Annotated in this window: 21 protein-coding genes; 6 read left to right on the top strand and 15 right to left on the bottom strand. The window is 59.7% G+C overall.

Annotated elements, in window-relative coordinates:
* Positions 1-133 precede the first annotated feature (133 nt).
* The 10 genes from AC1RAC_RS13395 to soxR form a co-directional block, all read right to left on the bottom strand.
* On the bottom strand, positions 134-1,087 hold the full coding sequence (locus AC1RAC_RS13395; RefSeq protein ID WP_072448088.1) for a metal ABC transporter substrate-binding protein: 954 nt from the start codon (positions 1,085-1,087) through the stop codon (positions 134-136).
* On the bottom strand, positions 1,087-1,986 hold the full coding sequence (locus AC1RAC_RS13400) for a metal ABC transporter permease (protein WP_032901932.1): 900 nt from the start codon (positions 1,984-1,986) through the stop codon (positions 1,087-1,089). The genes AC1RAC_RS13395 and AC1RAC_RS13400 overlap by 1 nt, the downstream gene beginning before the upstream one ends.
* Entirely contained in the window at positions 1,983-2,729 is a 747-nt protein-coding gene (locus tag AC1RAC_RS13405; protein WP_034127246.1) for a metal ABC transporter ATP-binding protein, read from the bottom strand. The genes AC1RAC_RS13400 and AC1RAC_RS13405 overlap by 4 nt, the downstream gene beginning before the upstream one ends.
* Positions 2,726-3,646 carry a metal ABC transporter substrate-binding protein gene (locus AC1RAC_RS13410; RefSeq protein WP_054897879.1) on the bottom strand — a complete coding sequence of 307 codons (921 nt, stop codon included), beginning with the start codon at positions 3,644-3,646 and terminating at the stop codon, positions 2,726-2,728. Before AC1RAC_RS13410 ends, AC1RAC_RS13405 begins: the two co-directional genes overlap by 4 nt.
* Positions 3,647-3,665: 19 nt before the next feature.
* The gene (locus tag AC1RAC_RS13415) at positions 3,666-4,226 is read right to left on the bottom strand and encodes a DUF6162 family protein (RefSeq protein WP_014717807.1); all 561 of its coding nucleotides are present in this window, start codon (positions 4,224-4,226) and stop codon (positions 3,666-3,668) included.
* Positions 4,223-4,546, bottom strand: a complete 324-nt coding sequence (locus AC1RAC_RS13420; RefSeq protein ID WP_020301064.1) for a hypothetical protein — start codon at positions 4,544-4,546, stop codon at positions 4,223-4,225. Before AC1RAC_RS13420 ends, AC1RAC_RS13415 begins: the two co-directional genes overlap by 4 nt.
* Positions 4,543-5,079, bottom strand: coding sequence for a PA2404 family protein (locus AC1RAC_RS13425; protein ID WP_492616642.1), 537 nt, complete (start codon positions 5,077-5,079; stop codon positions 4,543-4,545). The genes AC1RAC_RS13420 and AC1RAC_RS13425 overlap by 4 nt, the downstream gene beginning before the upstream one ends.
* Positions 5,076-6,278 (bottom strand): PepSY-associated TM helix domain-containing protein, encoded by a 1,203-nt coding sequence (locus tag AC1RAC_RS13430; protein WP_089042781.1) that lies wholly within the window; start codon positions 6,276-6,278, stop codon positions 5,076-5,078. The genes AC1RAC_RS13425 and AC1RAC_RS13430 overlap by 4 nt, the downstream gene beginning before the upstream one ends.
* Positions 6,279-6,560: 282 nt before the next feature.
* Positions 6,561-7,019, bottom strand: a complete 459-nt coding sequence (locus AC1RAC_RS13435) for a VOC family protein (protein WP_034127250.1) — start codon at positions 7,017-7,019, stop codon at positions 6,561-6,563.
* An 84-nt stretch (positions 7,020-7,103) separates the two neighbouring features.
* Positions 7,104-7,553, bottom strand: a complete 450-nt coding sequence (gene soxR / locus AC1RAC_RS13440) for a redox-sensitive transcriptional activator SoxR (protein WP_034127251.1) — start codon at positions 7,551-7,553, stop codon at positions 7,104-7,106.
* 100 nt (positions 7,554-7,653) lie between these two features.
* On the opposite strand from soxR, the gene AC1RAC_RS13445 reads away from it, so the two are divergent.
* The gene (locus AC1RAC_RS13445) at positions 7,654-8,019 is read left to right on the top strand and encodes an antibiotic biosynthesis monooxygenase (protein ID WP_034127271.1); all 366 of its coding nucleotides are present in this window, start codon (positions 7,654-7,656) and stop codon (positions 8,017-8,019) included.
* Here the strand turns inward: AC1RAC_RS13445 and AC1RAC_RS13450 are convergent.
* Positions 8,008-9,111, bottom strand: a complete 1,104-nt coding sequence (locus AC1RAC_RS13450; RefSeq protein ID WP_236452538.1) for a sigma-54 interaction domain-containing protein — start codon at positions 9,109-9,111, stop codon at positions 8,008-8,010. The genes AC1RAC_RS13445 and AC1RAC_RS13450 overlap by 12 nt on opposite strands.
* Before the next feature lie 263 nt (positions 9,112-9,374).
* Here AC1RAC_RS13450 and AC1RAC_RS13455 point away from each other — a divergent pair, with 263 nt between their 5' ends.
* The 5 genes from AC1RAC_RS13455 (at position 9,375) to AC1RAC_RS13475 (ending at position 18,734) form a co-directional block, all read left to right on the top strand.
* Entirely contained in the window at positions 9,375-9,644 is a 270-nt protein-coding gene (locus AC1RAC_RS13455; protein ID WP_236452540.1) for a hypothetical protein, read from the top strand.
* Between the two features lie 331 nt (positions 9,645-9,975).
* Positions 9,976-14,106, top strand: coding sequence for a DUF1592 domain-containing protein (locus AC1RAC_RS13460; protein WP_492616643.1), 4,131 nt, complete (start codon positions 9,976-9,978; stop codon positions 14,104-14,106).
* A 2-nt stretch (positions 14,107-14,108) separates the two neighbouring features.
* Positions 14,109-15,479: a DUF1552 domain-containing protein gene (locus AC1RAC_RS13465; protein ID WP_089042785.1), complete on the top strand. Its 1,371-nt coding sequence runs from the start codon at positions 14,109-14,111 to the stop codon at positions 15,477-15,479.
* 236 nt (positions 15,480-15,715) lie between these two features.
* Positions 15,716-16,876 (top strand): cysteine desulfurase family protein, encoded by a 1,161-nt coding sequence (locus tag AC1RAC_RS13470; RefSeq protein WP_072448078.1) that lies wholly within the window; start codon positions 15,716-15,718, stop codon positions 16,874-16,876.
* A 49-nt stretch (positions 16,877-16,925) separates the two neighbouring features.
* Positions 16,926-18,734 carry an aminopeptidase P family protein gene (locus tag AC1RAC_RS13475; RefSeq protein WP_096144442.1) on the top strand — a complete coding sequence of 603 codons (1,809 nt, stop codon included), beginning with the start codon at positions 16,926-16,928 and terminating at the stop codon, positions 18,732-18,734.
* A 38-nt stretch (positions 18,735-18,772) separates the two neighbouring features.
* Here the strand turns inward: AC1RAC_RS13475 and AC1RAC_RS13480 are convergent, their stop codons facing one another.
* From AC1RAC_RS13480 to rhtA, 4 genes are all read right to left on the bottom strand, one after another.
* A complete protein-coding gene (locus tag AC1RAC_RS13480; RefSeq protein WP_072448074.1) occupies positions 18,773-19,363 on the bottom strand; it encodes a 2-hydroxychromene-2-carboxylate isomerase in 591 nt (196 codons plus the stop codon).
* A gap of 34 nt (positions 19,364-19,397) precedes the next feature.
* Positions 19,398-20,129 (bottom strand): SDR family oxidoreductase, encoded by a 732-nt coding sequence (locus tag AC1RAC_RS13485; RefSeq protein ID WP_014717823.1) that lies wholly within the window; start codon positions 20,127-20,129, stop codon positions 19,398-19,400.
* A gap of 98 nt (positions 20,130-20,227) precedes the next feature.
* Positions 20,228-20,509 carry a hypothetical protein gene (locus tag AC1RAC_RS13490; RefSeq protein ID WP_186527855.1) on the bottom strand — a complete coding sequence of 94 codons (282 nt, stop codon included), beginning with the start codon at positions 20,507-20,509 and terminating at the stop codon, positions 20,228-20,230.
* Between the two features lie 163 nt (positions 20,510-20,672).
* The gene (gene rhtA / locus AC1RAC_RS13495; RefSeq protein WP_492616644.1) at positions 20,673-21,560 is read right to left on the bottom strand and encodes a threonine/homoserine exporter RhtA; all 888 of its coding nucleotides are present in this window, start codon (positions 21,558-21,560) and stop codon (positions 20,673-20,675) included.
* Positions 21,561-21,796: the final 236 nt, after the last annotated feature.

The following is a 21,796-nucleotide window of genomic DNA, read 5'->3' on the forward strand; positions in this document are numbered from 1 at the left end:
GCGAACCCATGTGGGAGCTGGCTTGCCTGCGATGGTATCGACTCGGTGCGCCTGATAAACCGAGGCGTCCGCATCGCAGGCAAGCCAGCTCCCACAATGAACCGAGTTTATCTCTGACGGATCGGTGGCTTGCCTAGGGTGTGAGTGCCTTGATCACTTGGTCCACATTGGTTTCCAACTCCGTCACCGGGTCGGCGCCGTCCACATTCAATACCAACAGTCTGGAGCCGCCGGCAGTGATGGCGGTTTTGACTGCATCGCTGGGTTGACGGTGATGCAGCACCACGGCCACATCGTTGTCCTTCAACGTGCTGCTGAGTTTTTGCAGCGCCTCGGGCGTCCACTCGGCATCGGGCCGTGCATCGGTGCCGAGCACTTCCAGGTTCAGGCTGCTGACCAGGTACGCGAAGTGATCGCTCAAGCTGAGCACACTCAGGTTGTCGGCCTTGGCCAAGCGCGCCTCGCTGTCGGCGGTGAGCTTGAGTAAACGCTGTTTGAGCGCGGCCAGGTTAGCGTCGATCCTGGGTTTGGCAGCCGGCGCCAGGCGGCTCAGGTCGGCGGCCATCACGTCGGCCATGCGCCCCATATTGTTGCTCGATTGCCAGGGTTGGCTGTTCAAGCCATCGGTGACACCCGGTTGTACTGCGATACCCGGCAAGCCGCCGTCCACCGGGCGTGCGGCATCGACTTCGACGATGCGGATATTGCTGCGCCGCGCCACGGGGTACAGCGGGTCATCGGCCCACAGCGAGCGCAGGCCGATAGCCGCGTCGGCGTCCAGCGCCAGCTTATTCAGTGCCGCAGCACCGCGGCCGGTGAAGTAGGACACCTGCCGCGAACCCGGCAGATTGGCCGGCGCGGCGCGTTCAAGCGCTACGTTGGTGCCTTTGAGCAGCGCCTCGGCCAAGCCGTAGGTAATCGGCAGCGAGGCCAGCACCTTGACCGGCTGCTTGGTCTTGGTCAGGGCTGCGTGACCGAGGCCCTGGTTGACTTTGAAGTCCTTGGCGTCGAAACCGTCGACGGCCAGCGCCGACGTACTCATCAAGCAAGCGATGGCCAGGACCAATGGGCGAAAGACAGGGCGCATTATCCAAGATTCCCTTTGAGGCTGGGCACAACGCCACGGGCGATGGCGGCGAAGGCGAAGGCGATACCGGCAACCAGAATGATGGCGGCGCCGGATGGGATGGGCAGGTCGAAGATGATCGGCAGCAGGATGCCGCACAGGGTGCTGACGGTAGCGATCAACACCGAGATCCAGAAAAACCCTTTGAGTGACTGGCTCAACAGGCGCGCCGCAGCGGCAGGAATCACCAGCAAGGCGCCGACCAGGATTGCGCCGATGACCTTGACCGCGGCAACGGTGATCAGGGTCACCAGGATCACGAACAGGTAGTCCAGGCTTTTCACCGCCACCCCGCGCACTGCCGCCAATTGCGGGTTGAAACTGGCCAGCATGATGCGGTTGTACAACGGCAATGCCAGGGCCATCACCAGCGAGCCGACAATGGCCAGTACCAGCAGATCGTTGCCGTTGACCGTCAGCACCGAGCCAAACAGCACGTTCTCGAGAATGTGCACGTTGATCTTGCCGGCCAGGATCAGCAGCAGGCTTGCCCCCAGTGCCAGGGACACGGACAGGAACACGCCGATCAAGGTATCGGGCGCCAGGCCGGTGCGGTTACGCAGGTAATTGAGCAGGATGCCGAACAGCAGGCAGTAGCCAAACAGGCTGCCATAAGGCCCGGTATAGGGTTCTCCCAGCAGGATGCCCACGGCCACGCCGGTCAGCGCGGCATGGCCGACCGCTTCGGAGAAAAACGCAAAGCGCTTGACCACCACCAGCGTGCCCAGGCCGCCGAGTACCGGGCCGATCAGCAAGCCGGCGAGCAGGGCGTTGACCACAAACCCGTAGGCCAGGGCTTCGGGCAAGTAACCGGCAGAGGCCCAGCCCTGGACCATCAAGCGAAAGGCTTCATAACTCATGGTGCCGGGCTCCGAGGGTGGGTGGAGAACAGAGTGAGCAGGCGGTCCGGGGTCAGCGCCTCTTTCGGTGTGGCGTCGAACAGCACGCGGCGGTTCAGACCGGTGACGCGGTCGGCCAGGCGGCCAACGGCCTCCAGGTCGTGCTCGATCCACAGCACCGTAATCCCAGCCAGGCGCCAGTCGTTCAATAGCCGCTCGAACACCTGGATACCCGCCTCGTCGAGGGCCGACATCGGTTCATCCAGCACCAGCAACTGCGGCGCCGGAATCAGCCCCTGGGCCAGCAGTACGCGCTGGCGCTCACCGCCGGACAACGCGCCCATGCGGCGCTTGCGCTTGTCTTGCATGCCGACGCGTTCAAGGGCATCGCCAATCGCTGCTGCGTAATGCCTGGACAGGCCCAGAAACGCCGGGCGACGCTGGCACATGGCAGCCATGAAATCGTCCACAGTCATCGGCAAGCCCCGGTCAAATTCCAGCGCCTGGGGCACGTAACCGATGGTGCCGGGTGTGGTTGGCCATTCCAGGCTCAAACGCCCCTGGTGCGGCGTCTGCCCCAACAGGGTCTTGATCAGCGAGCTTTTGCCGCCGCCGTTGGGGCCGACCAGCGCGTGGATGCTGCCCGGTTGTACCTGGAAACTCACGCCATCAAGGATCACGGTGCGCCCCAGGGTCAGCGAGACCTGGTCGAAGTTCAGGGTGGGGCCGACGCTGACGGGGTTCAGTTGCTGTGCGGCGGTCATGCTCCCGACTCCTGAATCGCCCGTACTACGGTGTTGAGGTTGCCGGTCATCTCCACTTCGTATTTCTCGGCGCTGTATTCGCCGTAGGAAATATGTGACAGCGGGTACAGCTTGACCCCGGATTCACGCTGGATGGTATCGACGTAGGTGGACGGGAAATCCATCTCCGAGAAGATCACTTTCACATCCAGAGCACGCAGTTCATCGATGGTCTTTTTCAGTTGGCTGGGGCTTGGCTCGATACCGTGGGCCGGCTCGACCACGGCGGTGACCTCCAGGCCAAACTCGCGCAACAGGTAGTCGTAGGCCGCGTGTACGGTGGCGACACGCAGGTCGGGGTTGGGCGCGCTGGTCAGCTTGGCCAGGGCGTCGGCGCGCATCTGGCGCAGGCGCTTGCCGTAGGCGCGGGCGTTCTGGGTGTAGGTTTTGGCGTTGTCCGGGTCGAGCTTGCCCAACTCACGGGCAATGTTATTGACCTGGGCAATCGACGCGCTGATCGACAGGAAGGTGTGCGGGTTGACCACCTTGCCCGCACCGCGTGCCGCGTTACCTGTAGCGGCGAGCAGCGGCACGTTGGCGTTGGCTTCGATCACCGGGATGTCCGGGCGCTCGCTGGTGGCGATCATGCGGTCGGCGAAGTCGTCATGGCCGACGCCGTTGAGCACGATCACATCCAGGGTGCCGATGCGCTTGATGTCTTCGGCGCGCGGCTCGTAGGCATGGGGGTTGAAACCGGCGGGAATCAGCGGCACCACTTCGGCCTTGTCGCCCACGATATTGGCCACGTAGCTGTAATAGGGGTGCAAGGTAATGCCGATACGCAGGCGCTTGGCCGCCTCGGCATTGGCAAGGGGGGCGAGCATCAGGCTGAACAGGCCAACCAGCAACAGGCGCAACAGGGGCGATGACATAGACATGGGCAATCGGTCTTCTCGTTCAGTGACGGTGCTGGCGGGTAACGCCGGCATCGAATTGCGCGACCACCTGCTGCCAGCCGGCCGCGATCAGCGCCTGGTCAGTGAGGTCGGATGGAGCGGCAAGGTTGGCGCTGCGGTTGAGCCAGATATCCGGCTCACTGCCTTGCACGCGCATCAGCAGCGAACCGCTGGTGGCCGGCGCCTGGCTCAAGCCCAGGTAGGCAGCCGGTGCCAGCAACTGCCAGCGGTGGCCGCCTCGGCTTACTGAGCTAGCGTCCTGGGCAAAGGGGGCGAAGCCTTCTTCGGCCAGTTGCTCAGGCGTCGGCAGGGCGCTGTGTTCCTGCTGCAACAGGTGGATTTCATCCAGGGTCACCCGCAGGTCGGCGTAGATGCCTTGCTCGGCGGCGCTCAGGTCGCGGCGGGCGTCCAGCTGATGGCTTGGCACCGCCGCGACTTCCTGGGTTTCCCCATGCAGCGCCACGACCGTGCCCGCCACCGCGAGGATGATCAGACACAACAGCAACACATAAAGGGTTTCGTGGCCCGCGCCGGCGGGGCGTACAACCTGTGTGGTACTCATTGCGACGGGATATCCGCTTGGTCGATTTCCACCACGTGGCCGGGGCCGGCATCGAAGAGCACGTAGAATTCGGCGGCGGGCTTCTTGAAGGTCAGGGTCGAATCCTCGCCGAGCTTGCCCGGCACCAGGATGGTTTCGTCGTAGCCGATCACATCCAGGGTAACGCCGGGGGCGCCACTGCCGTCGGAGAACCCGCCTTTGCACTGGATCTGCTCACCGGGGATTTCCTTGCATTCGCACATCGGGTTGTGGGCGAAGGCGGTGGTGCTCAGGCCGGCGCACAGCAACAGCGCGGCGCGGGTGAAGCGCTTGAACGTCATGGTTTGACTCCTTGCTTGTTCAGCCAGGCAATGGTGGCAGGCGAGGCCTGGCTCAGCGGGATGGAACCCTGGTGCATGCTGCCGTCCCACCCTTCCATGGTCACCCATATTTCGGCGTCCGCCGGGGTGCGTTCGGGGATCGGCAGGGCGGCGCCCATACGGTACGGCGTGCCGAAGAAGATCACTCCGGCGGCGCGCAGGCTGCGGGGTTTGCCGATACGCAGGTAAGTGGCCTTGACCTGCTCGGCACAGGTATCGCACAGGGCAGCGTTGAAGAACTTCATCGGGCCAGCCGGGTTCGGGCTCGGGCCTTCGTTGCGAAACTCAGCCAGCGTCAGGCTCCAGGGGCCGACTTGCACTTGCCCGGCCACGCGCTCGCCGATGCCGGTATCCCCGCGAAACAACGCGGCGTCGGCAAAGTATTTGGGCATGAACCCCAGCGGCACCAGCAACATCAGGATGTTGATATGGAAACGCCATTTCAGCCAAAAGGCGCGCAGCGGGGACGGGAGTACGGTTGCGACCTTGCTCATCGCTGAGCCTCCGAGGTGTCGGCGTGCATGGCCGGGATGGGCGCGTGCTGACGTTGCGTCTTGGCCTCGCGCTTGAGGGCGTTGAGGGTGGCCAGGGCGGTGCGCTTGGTCCAGATCAGCAAGCCGCTCAATACCATCATGCTCAGCACCAGGCCGAAGAATGCCCAGATCAGCTTGATCCACAAACCGCCAAAGTCCCCGGTGTGCAGTGGGCGCATCGACTCGGTGACGAATTCCAGCGGGGTACGGTCGGACAACAGGTTGGAGACCGCGATTTCACCGTCATAGGGGTTCAGCTGTGCGGTCTGGAACATCAACGGGTACCAGCCACGCCCGCCGATCTGCAGGTGGCTGTAGGCGTTGCTTGGCATGAACACAAAGCTGGCGTCCAGGCCGGGGATTCGCTCGGCGGCGATGTCGATCGCCTTGTCGATAGGGATCATCGGTGCCGGCACGCCCGGCGCCGACAGCGGCACCTTATCCCGTGCGATCACTGGCACGATGGGTTCACTGGAAATGGATATCTGGTTGTCGCCCAGGACAGCCTCGATCAGGAACCAGGTGCCAGTGATTGAAATGACCGCGATAAACCAGATCGACCAGATGCCGCTCAGGCGGTGAAAGTCGCCCCAGAAGATTCGCGCGCCATGGCGGATGCGCAGGGTAGGGCGCAGGAAGCCTTTCCAGAAGCGCTTGTACACCACCAGGCCGGTGACCAACGAGGCGAGCAGCGGCAAGCCCAACGCGGACACCAGATACCAGCCCCAACTGTACCCATTGGTGAACGGCACCAGCCACCAGCCATGCAGGGCGCGGGTGAATTGCTGGAAATTGAACGAGGGGCTGATGCCCTGGATCGCGCCGGTGTAGGGGTTGGCATACACCTCCACGGAGCGCCCATCCGGGTAGCTGAGGCCGACGCTTAGCGCGAAGTGCGACTCATCCGGGCGGATAATGGACTGGACGATAGCCTTGGGTTCATCGCGCTTGATGGCCGCGATCACCTGGTCAAAGCTCAACGGCTGGGCTTCATCTGACGGCTTGCTGGCGCGGATATCCGGGTTGGCCAGCCACACGATTTCCTGGCTCACCACGGCCAGCGTGCCGGTGACGCAGACGATCAGCACAAAGAACCAGATGGGCAACGCCAGCCAGCTATGAACGAGAAACCAGAGTTTGGAGCGTGACTTCTTCGACATATGAATGAGGGTCTTGATCGGAGGGGGCGATGGAGGCCCGGAAAAGGCCAGTCGTAGCTTTTGCTGACGCGACAGGCTGTATCTAAGTTAAGACGGATGAGAATGAGAAATCCCTAAGGCGTATATGAAAGAAAATGTTTCAGGATTGCATTCAGGGTTATGGCGTAACCCTGTGGGAGCTGGCTTGCCTGCGATGACATCGACTCGATCCAACGGATGCACCGAGTCGTCTCATTGCAGGCAAACCAGCTCCTACATGGGAGGTGCATTGCGCTGCAACTATCAGCCTTGCTTGAACAACTCCATGGCGCGCTGGCGGATCTGCTCCTCGGTGAGGTCTTCCTTGTGTGTGGCCAGGAACCAGAGATGACCGAACGGATCTTTCACGCTCGCAGAGCGGTCGCCATAAAACTGATCCTTCGGCTCGGACACCACGGTGGCGCCGGCATCAACCGCTCGTTGAAATTGTGCATCCACATCTTCCACATACAGATGCAGACCAATGCTGGTGTGCTCATCCGGATTGCGCAGGGCCATTTGATCGCAGGGCGTACCGAGCATCAGCGACGAATCACCAATCCGCAGTTCGGCATGACCCACCCTGCCGTCGGGCATGTCCAGGCGCATGACTTGCGTGGCGCCCAAGGCTTTTTTGTAGAACTCGATGGCCTCGCCCGCTTTGTCGATGCCCATATAAGGTGTGAGGCTGTGATAACCGTCGGGAATAGCTTTAACGTTCATGACATTCTCCCTGAGTCGAGGTATGAACATTTCACTATAGGCCACGTAATGCGTGGCCTGCGGGCAACCGACGAGGTGCTTTTATCAAGGCGGTGTGGTGGGCTCCAGCAGTTGGGCGCCCGGCCCATACTCAGCGAGCTTATCGTCCTGATTGCGCAACGGGCACGCCTCCATCGATAAGCACCCGCAACCGATGCAGCCATTGAGCTTGTCGCGCAGCAGCACCAGTTTGTTGATGCGCTCATCCAGATCTTCACGCCACAACGCCGATAGGCGCTCCCAGTCGTGAACATTGGGTGCGCGCTCATCGGGCAAGGTGCGTAATGCCTCGCCAATGGTAGCCAGCGGAATGCCCAGGCGCTGGGCGATCTTGATCACCACTACGCGCCGCAATACATCCCGTGGATAACGCCGCTGGTTACCCGCATTGCGATTGCTCTTGATCAGCCCTTTTGCCTCGTAGAAGTGCAGGGCAGTAACCGCTACGCCGCTGCGAGCAGCGAGCTGCCCGACGCTGAGTTCCTTATTGAGCATGAACATCTCCCAAACAGTGCTTGACCTCGACTTAACTAGAGGTTTTACCCTGCGTGGCATCGAATCGCAAGATTCTGCCTACAACGAGAGGGGAGTGTTCATGCAGGTATCGGAGAAGTGTCGCGGCTTCACTCAATTGATCGAGTTTCAGATCAACCCCCAGCAGCAAGATGCCCTGGTGGCGGCCTTGTCCACTCAAAGCGAACGACTGGCCGAGGGCCACGATGGTTTTCTGAGTGCCAGCGTGCAGGTCAGCGAGGACGGCCGGCGGGTGCTCAATTACTTGCAATGGCAATCGCGCGCAGATGGCGAGGCGGCGTTCAAGTTCTTCGAGCAGCGCGGCGAAGATTTCTGGACGCTGATTCGCGCCCACCAGGCAACGGCGGTGACCTTCGGTTCGTTCCAGGTGCTGCAAAGCTTTGAGCGCAGCCATGACAACGCGCTGCACTGTCGCCTAAATGGATAAATGCAGCATCCGCCCGCCCTGCACGTTTTCGCCAGGTCGACGTTTGTTCACCGCCAGCTCGCCGAGCTTGATCAAGCGCGAGCGCGTGACGTTGCGGCTCAGGCCCAGCAGGTTGGCGGTATGCACCTGGTTGTAATGGCTGAAGCGGTAGGCCGCACGTAAGAGTGCGTCTTCGACCTTTTCATGCAGGGCGCCGGTCTGTTCCTCGAACAGCGTTTGAAACGCCCGCGCCAGCAAGGCTTCGGCGCTGTTACCAATGTGGTGCGGGTTGTCGTCCTGGCGCTCGATACGCATGTTCGACAGGCGCAAATCGTCGCCCCCTATCACGCCTTTGCGGCAGATCAGTAGGGTGTGATGGATGACGTTTTCCAATTCGCGGATGTTGCCTGGCCAGCTGTAGCTCTTGAGCTTGTGCTCGGCCTCACGGCTGATGGTGATGGGGCCGTAGCCCAGGCGCCGACTGTAGACTTCGATAAAGTGCCAGGTCAGCGGCAGGATATCGCCAGGGCGCTCGCGCAGTGGGCTGAGTTCCAGGCCGACCACGCCGAGACGGTAGTAGAGGTCTTCGCGGAAATGCCCGGCGTTGATGGCCTTTTCCAGTTGTACGTTGGTCGCGGCGAGCACGCGCACATCAATCGCAATGCTTTTGCGCGAGCCCAGGCGTACGACTTCACGCTCCTGCAATACCCGCAACAGTTTGACCTGGATTGCTATTGGCAGATCGCCGATCTCATCGAGGAACAAGGTCCCGCCTTCGGCCTCTTCGAACCAGCCAGCCTTGGCACTCAGGGCGCCGGTAAAGGCACCTTTGTCATGGCCGAACAGCTCGGCTTCCACCAGGGATTCGGAGAATGCCCCACAGTTCACCGCCACGAACGGCCGGTTGCGCCGTGCGCTGAGGTTGTGGATATGGCGCGCCACCAGCTCTTTGCCGGTACCGGTTTCGCCGATGATCAACACGCTTGCGTCGCTGGGCGCCACTTGCTGGATGTGGTTGAGCAAGGCCTGGGATTTAGGGTCTTCAAAGACCTGAGCGGTGGCGCGGATCGAGGTCGCGAGTGTGGGGGAGGGCGGTAGAGTCAACAACTGCATGGGCACCTCGTTGAAGGGCTGTCGCCAGGGCAACGGTTGCGTAGCGAACAGTCGGGCTACGTGACGCCATTTATAGAGGGTTGAATTTATTCCGTAAACGAATGCATTTAAATATTTATAGATCGAAAACGAATATATAGGTTGCGCTATCGAACCTGCTGTAACGGTTGATAGCGACTATCACGGGCGTTGATTTTTCATGGCAGGGGGGCGGGAGTAGCCTGTGTTCATTGACTCGAAACCTCCTCAGCAGGACCGCCGCCATGAACCGTCTATTCGCTATTTCGTTATTGTTTGTCATCTCTGTTCTCGCCGGGTGCGCGACTCACCCATCGCCTGAGATGCGCCCTTACACGGCAGAAGAAACCAAACAGTTGGCGTTGGAAGCGTTGAGTCGTCGCGGGTTGTCATTTGATGAATACCAACAGCAGCGTGCTGCCCTGACTGGCCAGCCACAGAAAACCTTTGGCTTTGATCAGCAGGCTGAAATGAACGCACAGCGCGCCGCACAGCGCAGCGGCCGTGCGAGTTGAGAGCCGGGTGACGATAGGTACGTCTTCCAGTTTGACGAGCTGATATCTGTCGGCTAGAACTTAGCCTTAGCAACGCATCACGGCTGCATGATGCAGGCGGATGGTTGAGTCGAGTGTCTGATTTTTCCTGTCTCTTTGGCTTCGTGCCATGTCGTAGTTTCGCTGTGGAATAGCATTGCAAGACATTCCAAATTGAATGTACTTCGGGTTGCGTCAGCCGTTCGGGGCGCGTGACTCCGTGCCGGGTGCTTTCTGACGGGATCGTAAAACTGCGCAGTCTTTCTTCGATAGAAATACGCCTGGCCTGCCATTGAGGCTGGTGATCATGAGGATGTCGATCGGGTGGGGTTTGCTTGTTTCGCGCTGTGGTTGGGGTTTGCCTGGCGTGTTCTTCGCGTTGCTGAGTGTGGAGGTTTCGGCGGCGGCCTGTACGGCACCTGCCTACAAAGCTGGGACCGTCTATGAACAAGGCAATCGGGTGCAGAACAAAAACCAGCAGGACAAAGCCCACGAGTTTGAATGTTGGAAAGACACTGACAAGTCGCCGCACGGGCCGGGCAGTTGGCAATGGTGCAACCAGTCCGATTACAACCCCGGGCAGCCATCCTCTCATGGTGTCGAGATTTGGGGCGATGCCTGGAAGGATCTGGGGGAATGCGGTGGCTTCCAGGGTAACCGTCTGACCCTGAACTTCAGCACGTTAAGCGGCCGGGGGCCGATCAGCCAGCCAACCCCGGGCGTGGCGCGGGCCGATCAGGTAGTCACTGGCGTATTGCGCTGCAAAGCCGAGGAAATCCCGATCAGTGCCAAGTCCGGCGAAACTATTCACCTCGATAACCTGAAGGCCTGCGACTACCAACTGGTGATGAACCCTGCTGGTGGGTTTGTGCCCTTGAACACACCGCGTATCGTTTCCTTCCAGCGAGAGGAGGGCGAAGAACAGGCGGTCACCCTGAAGTATCGGCCACCGGTGCAGGTGGGCAGGCTCAGCGGCCTGCCAGGGGTCAAGATTGAATTGTTTGCCCAGGGGCTGATACAGCCTCGGCAGATGGCGATGGGCAAGGACGTGCTCTATGTGGGCTCCAGTGCGATTCCATCCTACGTCTATGACGGGAAAATCGCCGATATGATCTATGCCTTGCCCCTGGACAATGCCGGCAAACCCACCGGCATCTACGTGATTGCCAGCGGGTTGGAGGAGCCGCACGGGGTTGTGTATCGCGACGGTGATTTGTACTACTCGACCACTGGCGGCCTCTATCGTTTGCGCGATGCCGATGCGCATTACAAGGATCCTTCGCCTGAGCGGGTGTTCAAATTCCCCGCCGACGATGCGCCATTTCCTCTGCCTTCCGTGGCGTCTGGCTCCAGCACGCGCTTCTGGCATATGAAGCACCCTTTGCATTTCAACCCGCTGGACCCCGCCGACACTGGCCTGTACACCGCCGTCGGCATTCCTTGCAACTTGTGCATGATCCCGCCTGACCCGCGTTACGGCACGTTACTGCGTTATGACACCGTGACCGGTAAAGCGCAGATTCTTGCAAAAGGGGTGCGCAACTCTGTGGGGTTCGACTGGAACCCGCAGACCGGTGAAATCTGGTTCACCGACAACAACCGCCAGGGCTACCCCAACCCCGACGAAATCAACCGCATCAGCGGCCCAAACCAGCACTTCGGTGTGCCCTATCTGTTTGGCAAAGGCACGCCGGGTTTCACCGATGAGGAGTTTGGCAACCCGGCGGTGATCCAGCCGCCCTTGGTTCAGGGAGCGATTGTTTCCGATAAGTCCCGGCAGCAGATCGACCCGAAAGACTACGTGCCTGCCGCCTTCGAGCTGGGTACCAACACCGCACCTCTGGGGCTGAAGTTCTGGAGTGGTTACCCGGCTCGCGCACGTTCGCAGAACATGCTGGTTGCCGTGCATGGGGCGGGCACGGCCGAGCGGCCGGGTATGGATGTGCGACTCGTCTCGATCCAGGACGGAACGCGAGTGGTCAATCAGATCCCGTTGATCAATGGGTTTATCCAAGACCCCCTGCGTTTCGATGTGTATTGCCTGGACGACTCCTGCATTGGTCGGCCGGCTGACTTCCTGGTGCTACCGGACAACAGCCTGCTGATCTCCGATGACGTCGCCGGGGTGATTTATCGCGTCAGTTATGACCCAGCAGGGTTGCCGAACACAGAGTTGACCCTGCGGCCGGCGCTCGCACCGGCACCTGAGCTGGAGAATGAGATGATCAGTGGCACGTTGATTGCGCCGGGCGGTAATACCCGCCAGTTCCATGCATCCTTCAACCCTGCTGACAGTTATGCCGCATTGGTGCTCAAGGGTTTGCCCTACGGGACTTACCAGGTTCGGCTCAATGATGTGAAAAACTGGATTCCACAGACGCGCAATACTTCACTTACCTTGTCTGCCGACGACAACAAGCACGTGTTGAACATGCAGTACCGTGAGCGGCCGATCAAGCTGGATATCAACATCACGGTGTTGGCGCCGCCCAAGCCTGCGTCAGTAACGGATTCCACTTGGCATTTCACCCTCAAGCTCAAGGGCTCTACGAGCACCGAGCCCAAAGTGGTGCAGGTGCCTTGGGGCGAAAGTGTCACCGAGCTTCTGGACTATGGGGATTACGAGGTCATCTATCCCTTTTACCCACAGGAACTGCCACAGCCGGAACAGGTAGCGCTGCGTATCAACGAGGACAGCCAGGACGAGCAACTGACACCTATCAGTTACCGTCATGAAGCGAAGTTGGGCGAAACAGTGCTTGCCGAATCCTGCACCAAATGCCACGCGGTGGAGTTTTTCAACAACCTGCGCATGGCGGTGGCGTGGAGCAGTGCTGGCCAGGATGCGTTGGTGCGGCAAATCCAGAGCATGCCGGTGGCCGGGCATTGCGACACCACCTGTGCGACCGAAATCAGCAAGCATTTGTTTGAGGTGGTGTGGGCGCCTTACCTGAGCCCGAACGAGGCTCACGGTCAGCGCCAGTTGCGCTTGCTGACGCGCGATGAATACGCGGCCAGTGTCAAGGACATACTCGGCGTGGAGGTCAATACCCAGAAGCTGCCGGCAGATAAATCCGAGAAAGACTTCAAGTTCCCAGGTGAAGCCAGCAAAGGGCTGTTGCAGGCTGAAGACATCAAGCAGTTGTATGACATGGCGGTGTCGGTCGCCGAGCAGGTAGCACCTGAGCGTGTAAAACGCTTCAAATCCACTGCCGGTACCCTTGAGGTCAGTGCCCTGGGTTATCAAGTGTTCCGCCGCCATTTGAGCCCGTCAGAGCTGTCGCGTTATCAGGCCGTGTTGGATGAGCACGGCGAGCGGGCGCTGATCGCTGCGCTGCTGTTGTCGCCCAACTTCCTGTATCGCTCGGAGTTGGGCCAGGCTGTCGCGCGGCAGGCCGAGGTCTACAAGCTCACCCCTTATGAGACCGCAACTGCATTGTCCTACACCTATCAAGGCACCACTCCGGACGCGCAACTGCTGGCCAAGGCAGAGCGCAACGAGTTGCGGACAGTGCAGCAAATCAGCGCAGAAATAGACCGGATGATGCGCAGTGAGCGCGGGCTTGAGCAGTTCAATCGGTTCATCAGTTACTACATCAAGACTCAGCGCGGGGTGCAGGAGAAGCCCGGCCTGAGCGCACAGATGATCCAGTTGATGACCCAGGAGCAGGCCCTGTTGACCCGTCACGTGATGCTCGACGGCAAGGGGACGTTGGACGAGCTGTTCAACCCCGGTGTGACGTTCCTCAACAAGGCTCTGGCCGAACACTACGGTATCGGCGGCGTAACCGGTGACACGCTGCACAAAGTCGCCGTGGATGAGAAACGGGGTGGCTTGTTGCACTTGGGGCTTTTTCAGGCCTCTACCTCTGACTATCAGGTCACCTCACTGGTCAAGCGCGGCATTGCCATTCGCGAGCAGCTTTTCTGCCGGGAGTTTGGGGCGCCGGTCGAAGCCGAGCCCACAGAGCCGGCCTACCCTGCGCGTGCGATCAGTACCCGTGAACGCTGGGACCTGATTAATGGTGAGCAGGCTTCGGGAGGGCGTTGCTGGCAGTGCCATCAGTACATGAACGACACCGGCGCATCGATGGAGCATTACGACGCTGCCGGGCGCTATCGCCAGCAGGAGCCTGCCTACAACTACGCGCAGTTCCCTGTGCAGTTGCCGATCAAAGCGTCCGGTCCGTTCATTGGGGTTGATGGCGCGGTGCCTATCGACGATGTACGAGGTATTTCCAAGCTGATCGCGCACAACTCGGCGTCTCTGTTCTGCATGGCGGATAGCTATTTCCGTTTCGCTTCGGGCAACAAATCCGACGAGTCCACTTCCGCAACGGTCAAGGCATTGGTCGACGGGCTGAAGGGCAATGGCTCATTACCAGGGATGCTGCGCACGCTGGGTACCTCCAACGCGTTCCAATTCAAGACGCAGAGGGATTGATCATGGATATCTTGAAAAGTCGTCGTCGCTTTCTGGCCGGCCTGGCTGCGGTAGGTGTGTTCGGCCCGCTCACCCAGTGTGGCCTGGCGCGCATGGCCTTGGCCGGGCAAAACCAGCAGGCCAAGTTAAAAGTGGTTTTCTTTGTGGTACCTGATGGCCTGGCAGTCGACTCTGCAACCGCCTATTCCAGTGATGGTCGAGGCCTCTGGCATCCCGCTGCCGAAGCTTTGGACACTTCCGACTTCCAGCTCAACGAGGTCAGCCAGGAGCTTGCGGCCTATAAAGACCAGTCCTTGTACCTGCGTGGCACGATTCTGGGCCCTGGCAATGAAGGCCATAACGGCTGGACGTGGGCGTTGCGCGACCGTGAGAAGAAGATGGCGTCGATTGATGTGTTGCTTGGCCGCCATATGCCGGGGACCGATCCGTCCCAGCGGAGTCTTTTTGCCGGACCGCATTCAGGCATTGACGGGACCGCCTGGCAGGTATCCTGGGAAGGGCCGGAAAATGGCGGCGCAATGCGCAGGCCTGAGCAGGACCCGGTGTTGATGTACGAGAAAATCTTTGGCGCGGTCAGTCGTGAGGTGCGCGAGCAGCAGGTGCGAAACATGCATGTATTTGATCCGGTGCTGGCGGATATCAACGAGCTGCGAGGCAGGCTTGTGGGGGCGCAAAAGCAGAAGCTCGATATGCAGCTTGATTCGGTTGAGCAGGTCATGAAAGACATGGAAGAAACTCTGCCACCCATTGGCGAATGTTCGCCTTTGCAGATGGAAACGTTGCCGTTCAAATCTGCGGAATTTCGTAACCAGGTACAGCATCACCACCATCAGGTGGTTGCCACAGCGCTGGGGTGTGGCATCACGCGTGTAGCGACGATTCAAGTCGGGCGCTCGGCGGAGTCGCTCAATATACTGGACGTCAGTAATGTGACCAACCCCCATGACTGCGCCCATCGTTATGCTGGGCTGGACGTATGGAAACGATCCCGGCAGTGGTATACCCAGCGAGCCAAGTTGTTCATGGACGAGTTGGCGAAGCATGCCGATCCCGATGTGCCGGGTGACAGCCTGCTTGAACACACGCTGGTGGTATTCACCAGCGAGATGGCCGATGGTGCCCCGGAGCATACGAAGGATATGCCGCTGGTACTGATGGGCGGGGCCAGCGGGTTGTTGAAGAGCGGCAATGGCGCAGGACGCTATTTCAACATCACGGCCCAGGGTGATCGTCAACAAGAAGGCAACCCGGTCATTGGCAATAAAATGGTCGATATGCAGCGAATCTGGGCCACCATCGCCCGGGCAGCCGGAACCGTTGTGCCCTACAACGGAAACATCGATCCGGTGAGCGGGTTGTTTACTAACGTTTGAGTCGCCTCGCGCTGCACTAAAAGCCGAAAAGTCCGTATGGCGGATTTTTCGGCTTTTTGCATTTGCACCCAATCGCCTTTGAGCCTGTTAAGCTGAAAATCAGGAGCGTTCCTACGCACATTTACATCACGTGGTTCTTCTTCAATGGCACTCGATCAGTTAAACCTGACGACCTCTGTTCTGTTCGATGCCCCCGGGACGCCGCTCTCGGGAACACGCTCTGCGAGTTTTACGCCATGAATAAACGTCCGTTGTATTTCGACTATGCCGCCACCACGCCAGTGGATGAGCGAGTTATCCAGGTGATGGTCGAGTGCCTGGGTTTCAATGCCAATTTTGGCAACCCTGCGTCCAGTTCCCATGCATTCGGCCAGGCGGCCCGGCAAACGGTTGAGCAGGCGCGACGGCAGGTAGCCGAATTGGTCGGCGCCCAGCCTGAGCAAATTGTCTGGACTTCCGGTGCCACCGAGTCCAACAACCTTGCGATCAAAGGGGTGGCCCAGGCGCGAGGGCTGGCGGGTGGGCATATCATCACCAGCCAGATCGAGCACAAAGCCACACTCGACACCGCGCGGCAGTTGCAGGAAGCCGGCGTGGCTGTGACCTATCTGGTGCCCGATGCCGATGGCTTGATCAGCGTTCAGGCTGTCAGTGAGGCATTGCGTGAGGACACCTTCCTGGTGTCGTTGATGCTGGTCAATAATGAACTGGGCACCCTTAACGACATTCCGGCTATCGGCGCGCGGGTGCGTGAGCAGGGCGCGCTGTTTCACGTGGACGCGGCACAGGGGGCGGGCAAGGTTGCCATTGACCTGGCGCAGTGGTCGGTGGATTTGATGTCTTTTTCCGCCCACAAGCTCTACGGCCCAAAAGGCATTGGCGCGCTGTACGTTGGGCCTCGTGCGCAACAGAAAGTGTTGGCGCAGATTCATGGCGGCGGCCACGAAGGTGGCTTGCGTTCGGGCACCCTGGCGACGCATCAGATTGCGGGCATGGGCACTGCGTTCGCTCTGGCGGCGGCGTACTTTGCCGAGGAAAAGGCGCAGATCGTGGCCTTGCGTGAACGTTTGTTGGAGCAGTTGGCGTCGATTCCCGGAGTACGCCTCAATGGCAGCCCAACCCAGCGTATTCCCCACACCCTCAGCCTGACGTTCAGCGAAGGCGAATTCAATGCGGCCGCCTTGAGTGCGGGCATTGCCTTTTCGGCGACTTCAGCGTGCAATTCGGCTAGCAATGCACCGTCCCACGTCCTGGTGGCCCTGGGGCATGATGCCCGCAGCGCTGGTCGCACTATTCGCTTGAGCCTGGGCCGGTTCACCACCGAGCGGGATATCGACGACGCTGTGCAATTGATCAAGACGGTACAGGCCAGCGCACCAGCGTTCTGGGCTGTCTGATACTTCATTTGCAATACATAACAATTATTAGTGGTTAGCAGGAGACACAATGAGTACGCAGCCTTTGACCCATGGAACGGTTCCCCAGCGCTTGGCGCATACCCGTGAACTGATGCGCCGCGAAGGCATTCACGCCCTGCTGGTGCCGTCGGCGGACCCGCACTTGTCCGAGTATTTGCCGGGTTACTGGCAAGGGCGCCAGTGGTTGTCCGGGTTTCATGGTTCGGTCGGCACCCTGATCGTCACGGCGGAGTTTGCCGGGATCTGGGCGGATAGCCGTTATTGGGAACAAGCGACCAAGGAGCTCAAGGGCAGCGGTATCGAGTTGGTGAAGCTGCAACCGGGTCAGCCTGGACCGTTGGAGTGGCTGGCCGAGCAAACCCCTGAGGGTGGCGTGGTGGCGGTGGACGGTGCGGTCATGGCCGTGGCCTCGGCACGTACCCTGGGTGGCAAATTAGCCGAGCGTGGCGCGCGTCTGCGTACCGATATCGATGTGCTCGATGAAGTCTGGCAAGACCGCCCGGCGTTGCCGAACCAGCCGATCTATCAGCATCTGCCGCCCCAAGCCACCGTCAGTCGTGGCGAGAAACTGGCCGCCTTGCGCGCCAGTTTGAAAGACAAGGGCGCCGATTGGCATTTCATCGCGACGCTGGATGACATCGCCTGGCTATTCAACCTGCGCGGCGCTGATGTGTCGTTCAATCCGGTGTTTGTGTCCTTTGCCTTGATCAATCAGCAACAGGCCACTTTGTTTGTGGCGTTGGGCAAGGTCGATGCGCAACTGCGGGCGGTGCTTGAGCAGGATGGCGTGACCCTGCGTGATTACAGCGAGGTGGCGCAAGCGTTGCGAGCGGTACCGGCGGGTGCAAGCTTGCAAGTAGACCCCGCCCGCGTCACCGCCGGCTTGCTGGAAAACCTCGACGCGGGCGTCAAGCTGGTTGAAAGCCTCAACCCCACCACACTGGCCAAATCCCGCAAGAGCCTGGCGGACGCGGAACATATTCGCCAAGCCATGGAGCAGGATGGGGCGGCGCTGTGTGAATTCTTTGCCTGGCTCGATAGCGCCCTGGGCCGTGAACGCATTACCGAACTGACGATTGACGAGCACCTGACCGCTGCGCGTACCCGCCGCCCCGGCTATGTATCGCTGAGTTTCAACACCATTGCCGCTTTCAACGCCAATGGCGCGATGCCGCATTACCACGCCACCGAAGAAGAGCATGCGCTGATCGAAGGTGATGGCTTGCTGTTGATCGACTCCGGCGGCCAGTACCTGGGCGGAACCACGGACATCACGCGGATGGTGCCTGTCGGTACACCGAGTGAGGAGCAGAAACGCGATTGCACGCGAGTGCTCAAGGGCGTGATTGCTCTGTCCCGTGCGCAGTTCCCCAAGGGCATTCTTTCACCGTTGCTGGATGCCATTGCCCGTGCGCCGATCTGGGCAGAAGGCGTCGACTACGGTCACGGCACAGGCCATGGCGTAGGTTATTTCCTCAACGTGCATGAAGGCCCGCAGGTGATTGCCTATCAGGCTGCTGCGGCGCCACAAACGGCGATGCAGCCAGGGATGATCACTTCAATTGAGCCGGGTACTTATCGCCCTGGCCGTTGGGGCGTGCGCATTGAGAACCTGGTGTTGAACCGTGAAGCGGGCAAGACCGAGTTTGGCGAATTTCTCAAGTTCGAAACCCTGACCCTGTGCCCGATTGATACCCGCTGCCTGGAGCCGTCGTTGCTGACGGCGGATGAGCGCGAATGGTTCAACGCGTATCACGCCCAGGTGCGTGAGCGTTTGAGCCCGCTGCTCAAGGGTGCAGCGCTTGAATGGTTGCAGGTGCGCACTGCGGCGATTTGATCGGTTGCGGCCAAGGCATTGCCGGCCGCAATCAACATCTAGCTGAGGGCTTCACGCACAAAGTCCAGACGGTCCTGGCCGAAGAACAGCTGGTTTCCTACAAAGAAACTGGGAGCGCCGAACACGCCGCGTTTAATGGCTTGTTCGGTTTTGTCCTTGAGAGCGTCCTTGACGGCTGCGTCATTGGACAGGGCCAGTACCTGCTCGGGATCGAACCCCTGTTTGGTGAGCACATTGGCCACGACCTCTGGGTCGCCCAGGTGACGGCCTTCCACCCAGAGTGCGCGGAACAGGCAGTCGATGAAGTCGAGGAAACGCTCAGGCTGGTGGATTTGAATGCCGGTGACGGCGCGCATCAGCACCAAGGTATTGATGGGAAAGTGCGGGTTGAACCTGAGCGGCACGTTGTAGCGTTTGGCGTAACGCGCCAGGTCATCGAGCATGTAGCGCCCCTTGGCGGGCACCATGATCGGCGAGGCATTGCCCGTGGCCTTGAATACACCACCCAACAGCATCGGTTGATACACCACCTGTGCGCCCGTTTTGGCGCACAGCGCCGGCAACTGGGTATAGGCCAGGTAAGTGGCGGGGCTGCCGAGATCAAAGAAGAACTCCAGGGTTTTACTCATGGTCTGTACTCACTACTTATTGTTATAGAGGGAGTCACCAGGTTTCGTTCCAGGGGCGCAGGTCCAGTTCGAACGTCCAGGCGTCCCGTGGCTGGCGATGGAGGAACCAGTAGTTGTCGGCAATATGGTCCGGGTTGAGGAGGGCGTCCTGATCCTTGAGGGCGTATTTTTGCGGGAAGTTCTCGCGAATGAAGTCGGTATCGATTGCACCGTCGACCACCACATGGGCGACATGGATGTTCATCGGGCCTAACTCCCGCGCCATGCTTTGTGCCAGGGCGCGTATCCCATGCTTGGCGCCAGCGAAGGCAGCAAACCCCGCGCTTCCGCGCAAGCCGGCGGTGGCTCCGGTGAACAGGATAGTGCCGCGGTTACGCGTGACCATGCGTTTGGCGACTTCCCGTGCGTTCAGGAAGCCGGAGAAGCACGCCATCTCCCAGATCTTGAAGTACTTGCGTGCGGTTTCTTCCAGAATGCTGCAAGGCACATTGGCGCCGATGTTGAAGACGAACGCTTCAATAGGTCCCAGCTCGGTTTCGATTTGCTCGACCAGAGCGATCACGTCCTCTTCTTTACGTGCATCACAGGCAAAACCATGGGCTTCACCGCCCGCCAACTGAATGCTGTCTACCAGGGGCTGCAGTTTGTCGGCGCTGCGACGGGTGACGCAGGCGATGTAGCCTTCGCGGGCAAAGCGTTTGGCTATGGCGCCGCCGGTCGCGTCACCGGCACCCACTACTAATACGATTTTCTTGTTGTGCGGCATGGGAACTCCATTGGCTCGATGATCGAGTAGGAGTTTAGCCTTCGTGCCGCAATTGGCCGGAATTTAAGATGAGCAGTCAGGAAAGACTGCTCGGGCAGCTATTTGCAGATGACGATCATACTGCGGCTGGTATAGCCGGCAGGGTTGAGGCCGAAGGGATAGTCCCCAGGCTCCTCGGAGTTGTCGCCGGATTTGGCTATCACCCGGTAGCCCTTGGCACCGCATGAATTGGCTGCACTGGTGTAGCACTGGTCCCAGGAGGAGGACAGGCCCGAACAGTTGATATGCAGCCCTTTTTTACCCCGTTTCACTTCTGTTTTTGTGGTTGCAGCACAGCCAGCGATGCCCATAACCAGCAACAGTATCAAAATTCGTTTCATTCCCATCCTTAATAGCCGCCCTGCAAAAGAACAGAGCCGCTTTACTCGCTCTCGAGCGAAGCGTTCATGCTGTCCGTGTCGAAATTCTCCATGAATGACATTCGGTTACGGACTAAACATGGCCTAAATGAGCGGCAAATACCAGAGCTGGCTTTAAAGATGATCAGTCGGCAGGCACCAGTGGTTTGGATTCGTTGCGCATCGTCAACGTGGCGCCTACGGAAGCCAGGATAATGCAGGTGATGGCCAGCCATTGGGCCAGGGATAAGTGCTCATGCAGAAAGAGCAGGCCGGAGAGGGCGCCGAACGCCGGTTCGATGCTCATGAGCGTGCCGAAGGTGCGAGCAGGGAGGCGAGTCAGTGCGACCATCTCCAAGGTGTAGGGCAAGGCGGTGGACAGAATCGCGACGCCAATGGCGATAGGGATCAGGGCCGGCGTCAGCAGCGCGGCGCCCGCATGCACGATGCCGATCGGTGCGACGAACAGGGCGGCAATCATTACGCCGAGTGCGGCGGTCTGAACACCATTGTCGTTCCCAGCCTTTTGGCCGAACAAAATATACAAGGCCCAGCATCCGCCTGCGCCCAGTGCGTACGCCGCGCCGACCCAGTCGATACCGCTGCTGGCCTCGCCCGTCGGAATCAACAGCAGCAGGCCGATGATAGCCAGGGCAATCCACAGGAAGTCGACAGCTCGGCGCGAGGCATAGATAGCGACGGCAAGCGGGCCTGTGAATTCGAGTGCTACGGCAATCCCCAGCGGTACGGTGCGAAGGGACATATAGAAGAGGAAGTTCATGCCGCCCAGCGCCATCCCGTAAATGATCACCGTGCGCAAGGACTTGGCTGTCAGCGTGGCGCGCCATGGGCGTAATAGCACCAGCATGATCACACTGGCGAAAATCAAACGCAGAGCAGTGGTGCCTTGTGCGCCAACAATAGGAAACATGCTTTTGGCCAATGACGCACCGGATTGGATGGACGCCATGGCGATCAATAGCAGGCCGATCGGAAACAATGCGGTTGCCAGGCTGCGAGGTGAAGTGGTCATTGCGGTAGTTCTTCCGAAGTCATGATCGATAAATACGTGGCGCTATGATGCTTGCCTGTCAGTGAATGAGCAATATATTGCTCAAGTACTGACTTGTAGCTATCTATATAGTGGGAATATCGGGTTTTTGAGGTATTTGATAGAAAAACCGAATAATTGGGTTGACGGCAGATTCTGGAAGCCTATAATTCGCCCCACTTCCGGCGCAGTCGAAACGGAAAACTCCTTGGTAAACA

It is taken from the genome of Pseudomonas sp. GW823-FHT02F05 (assembly GCF_058797315.1).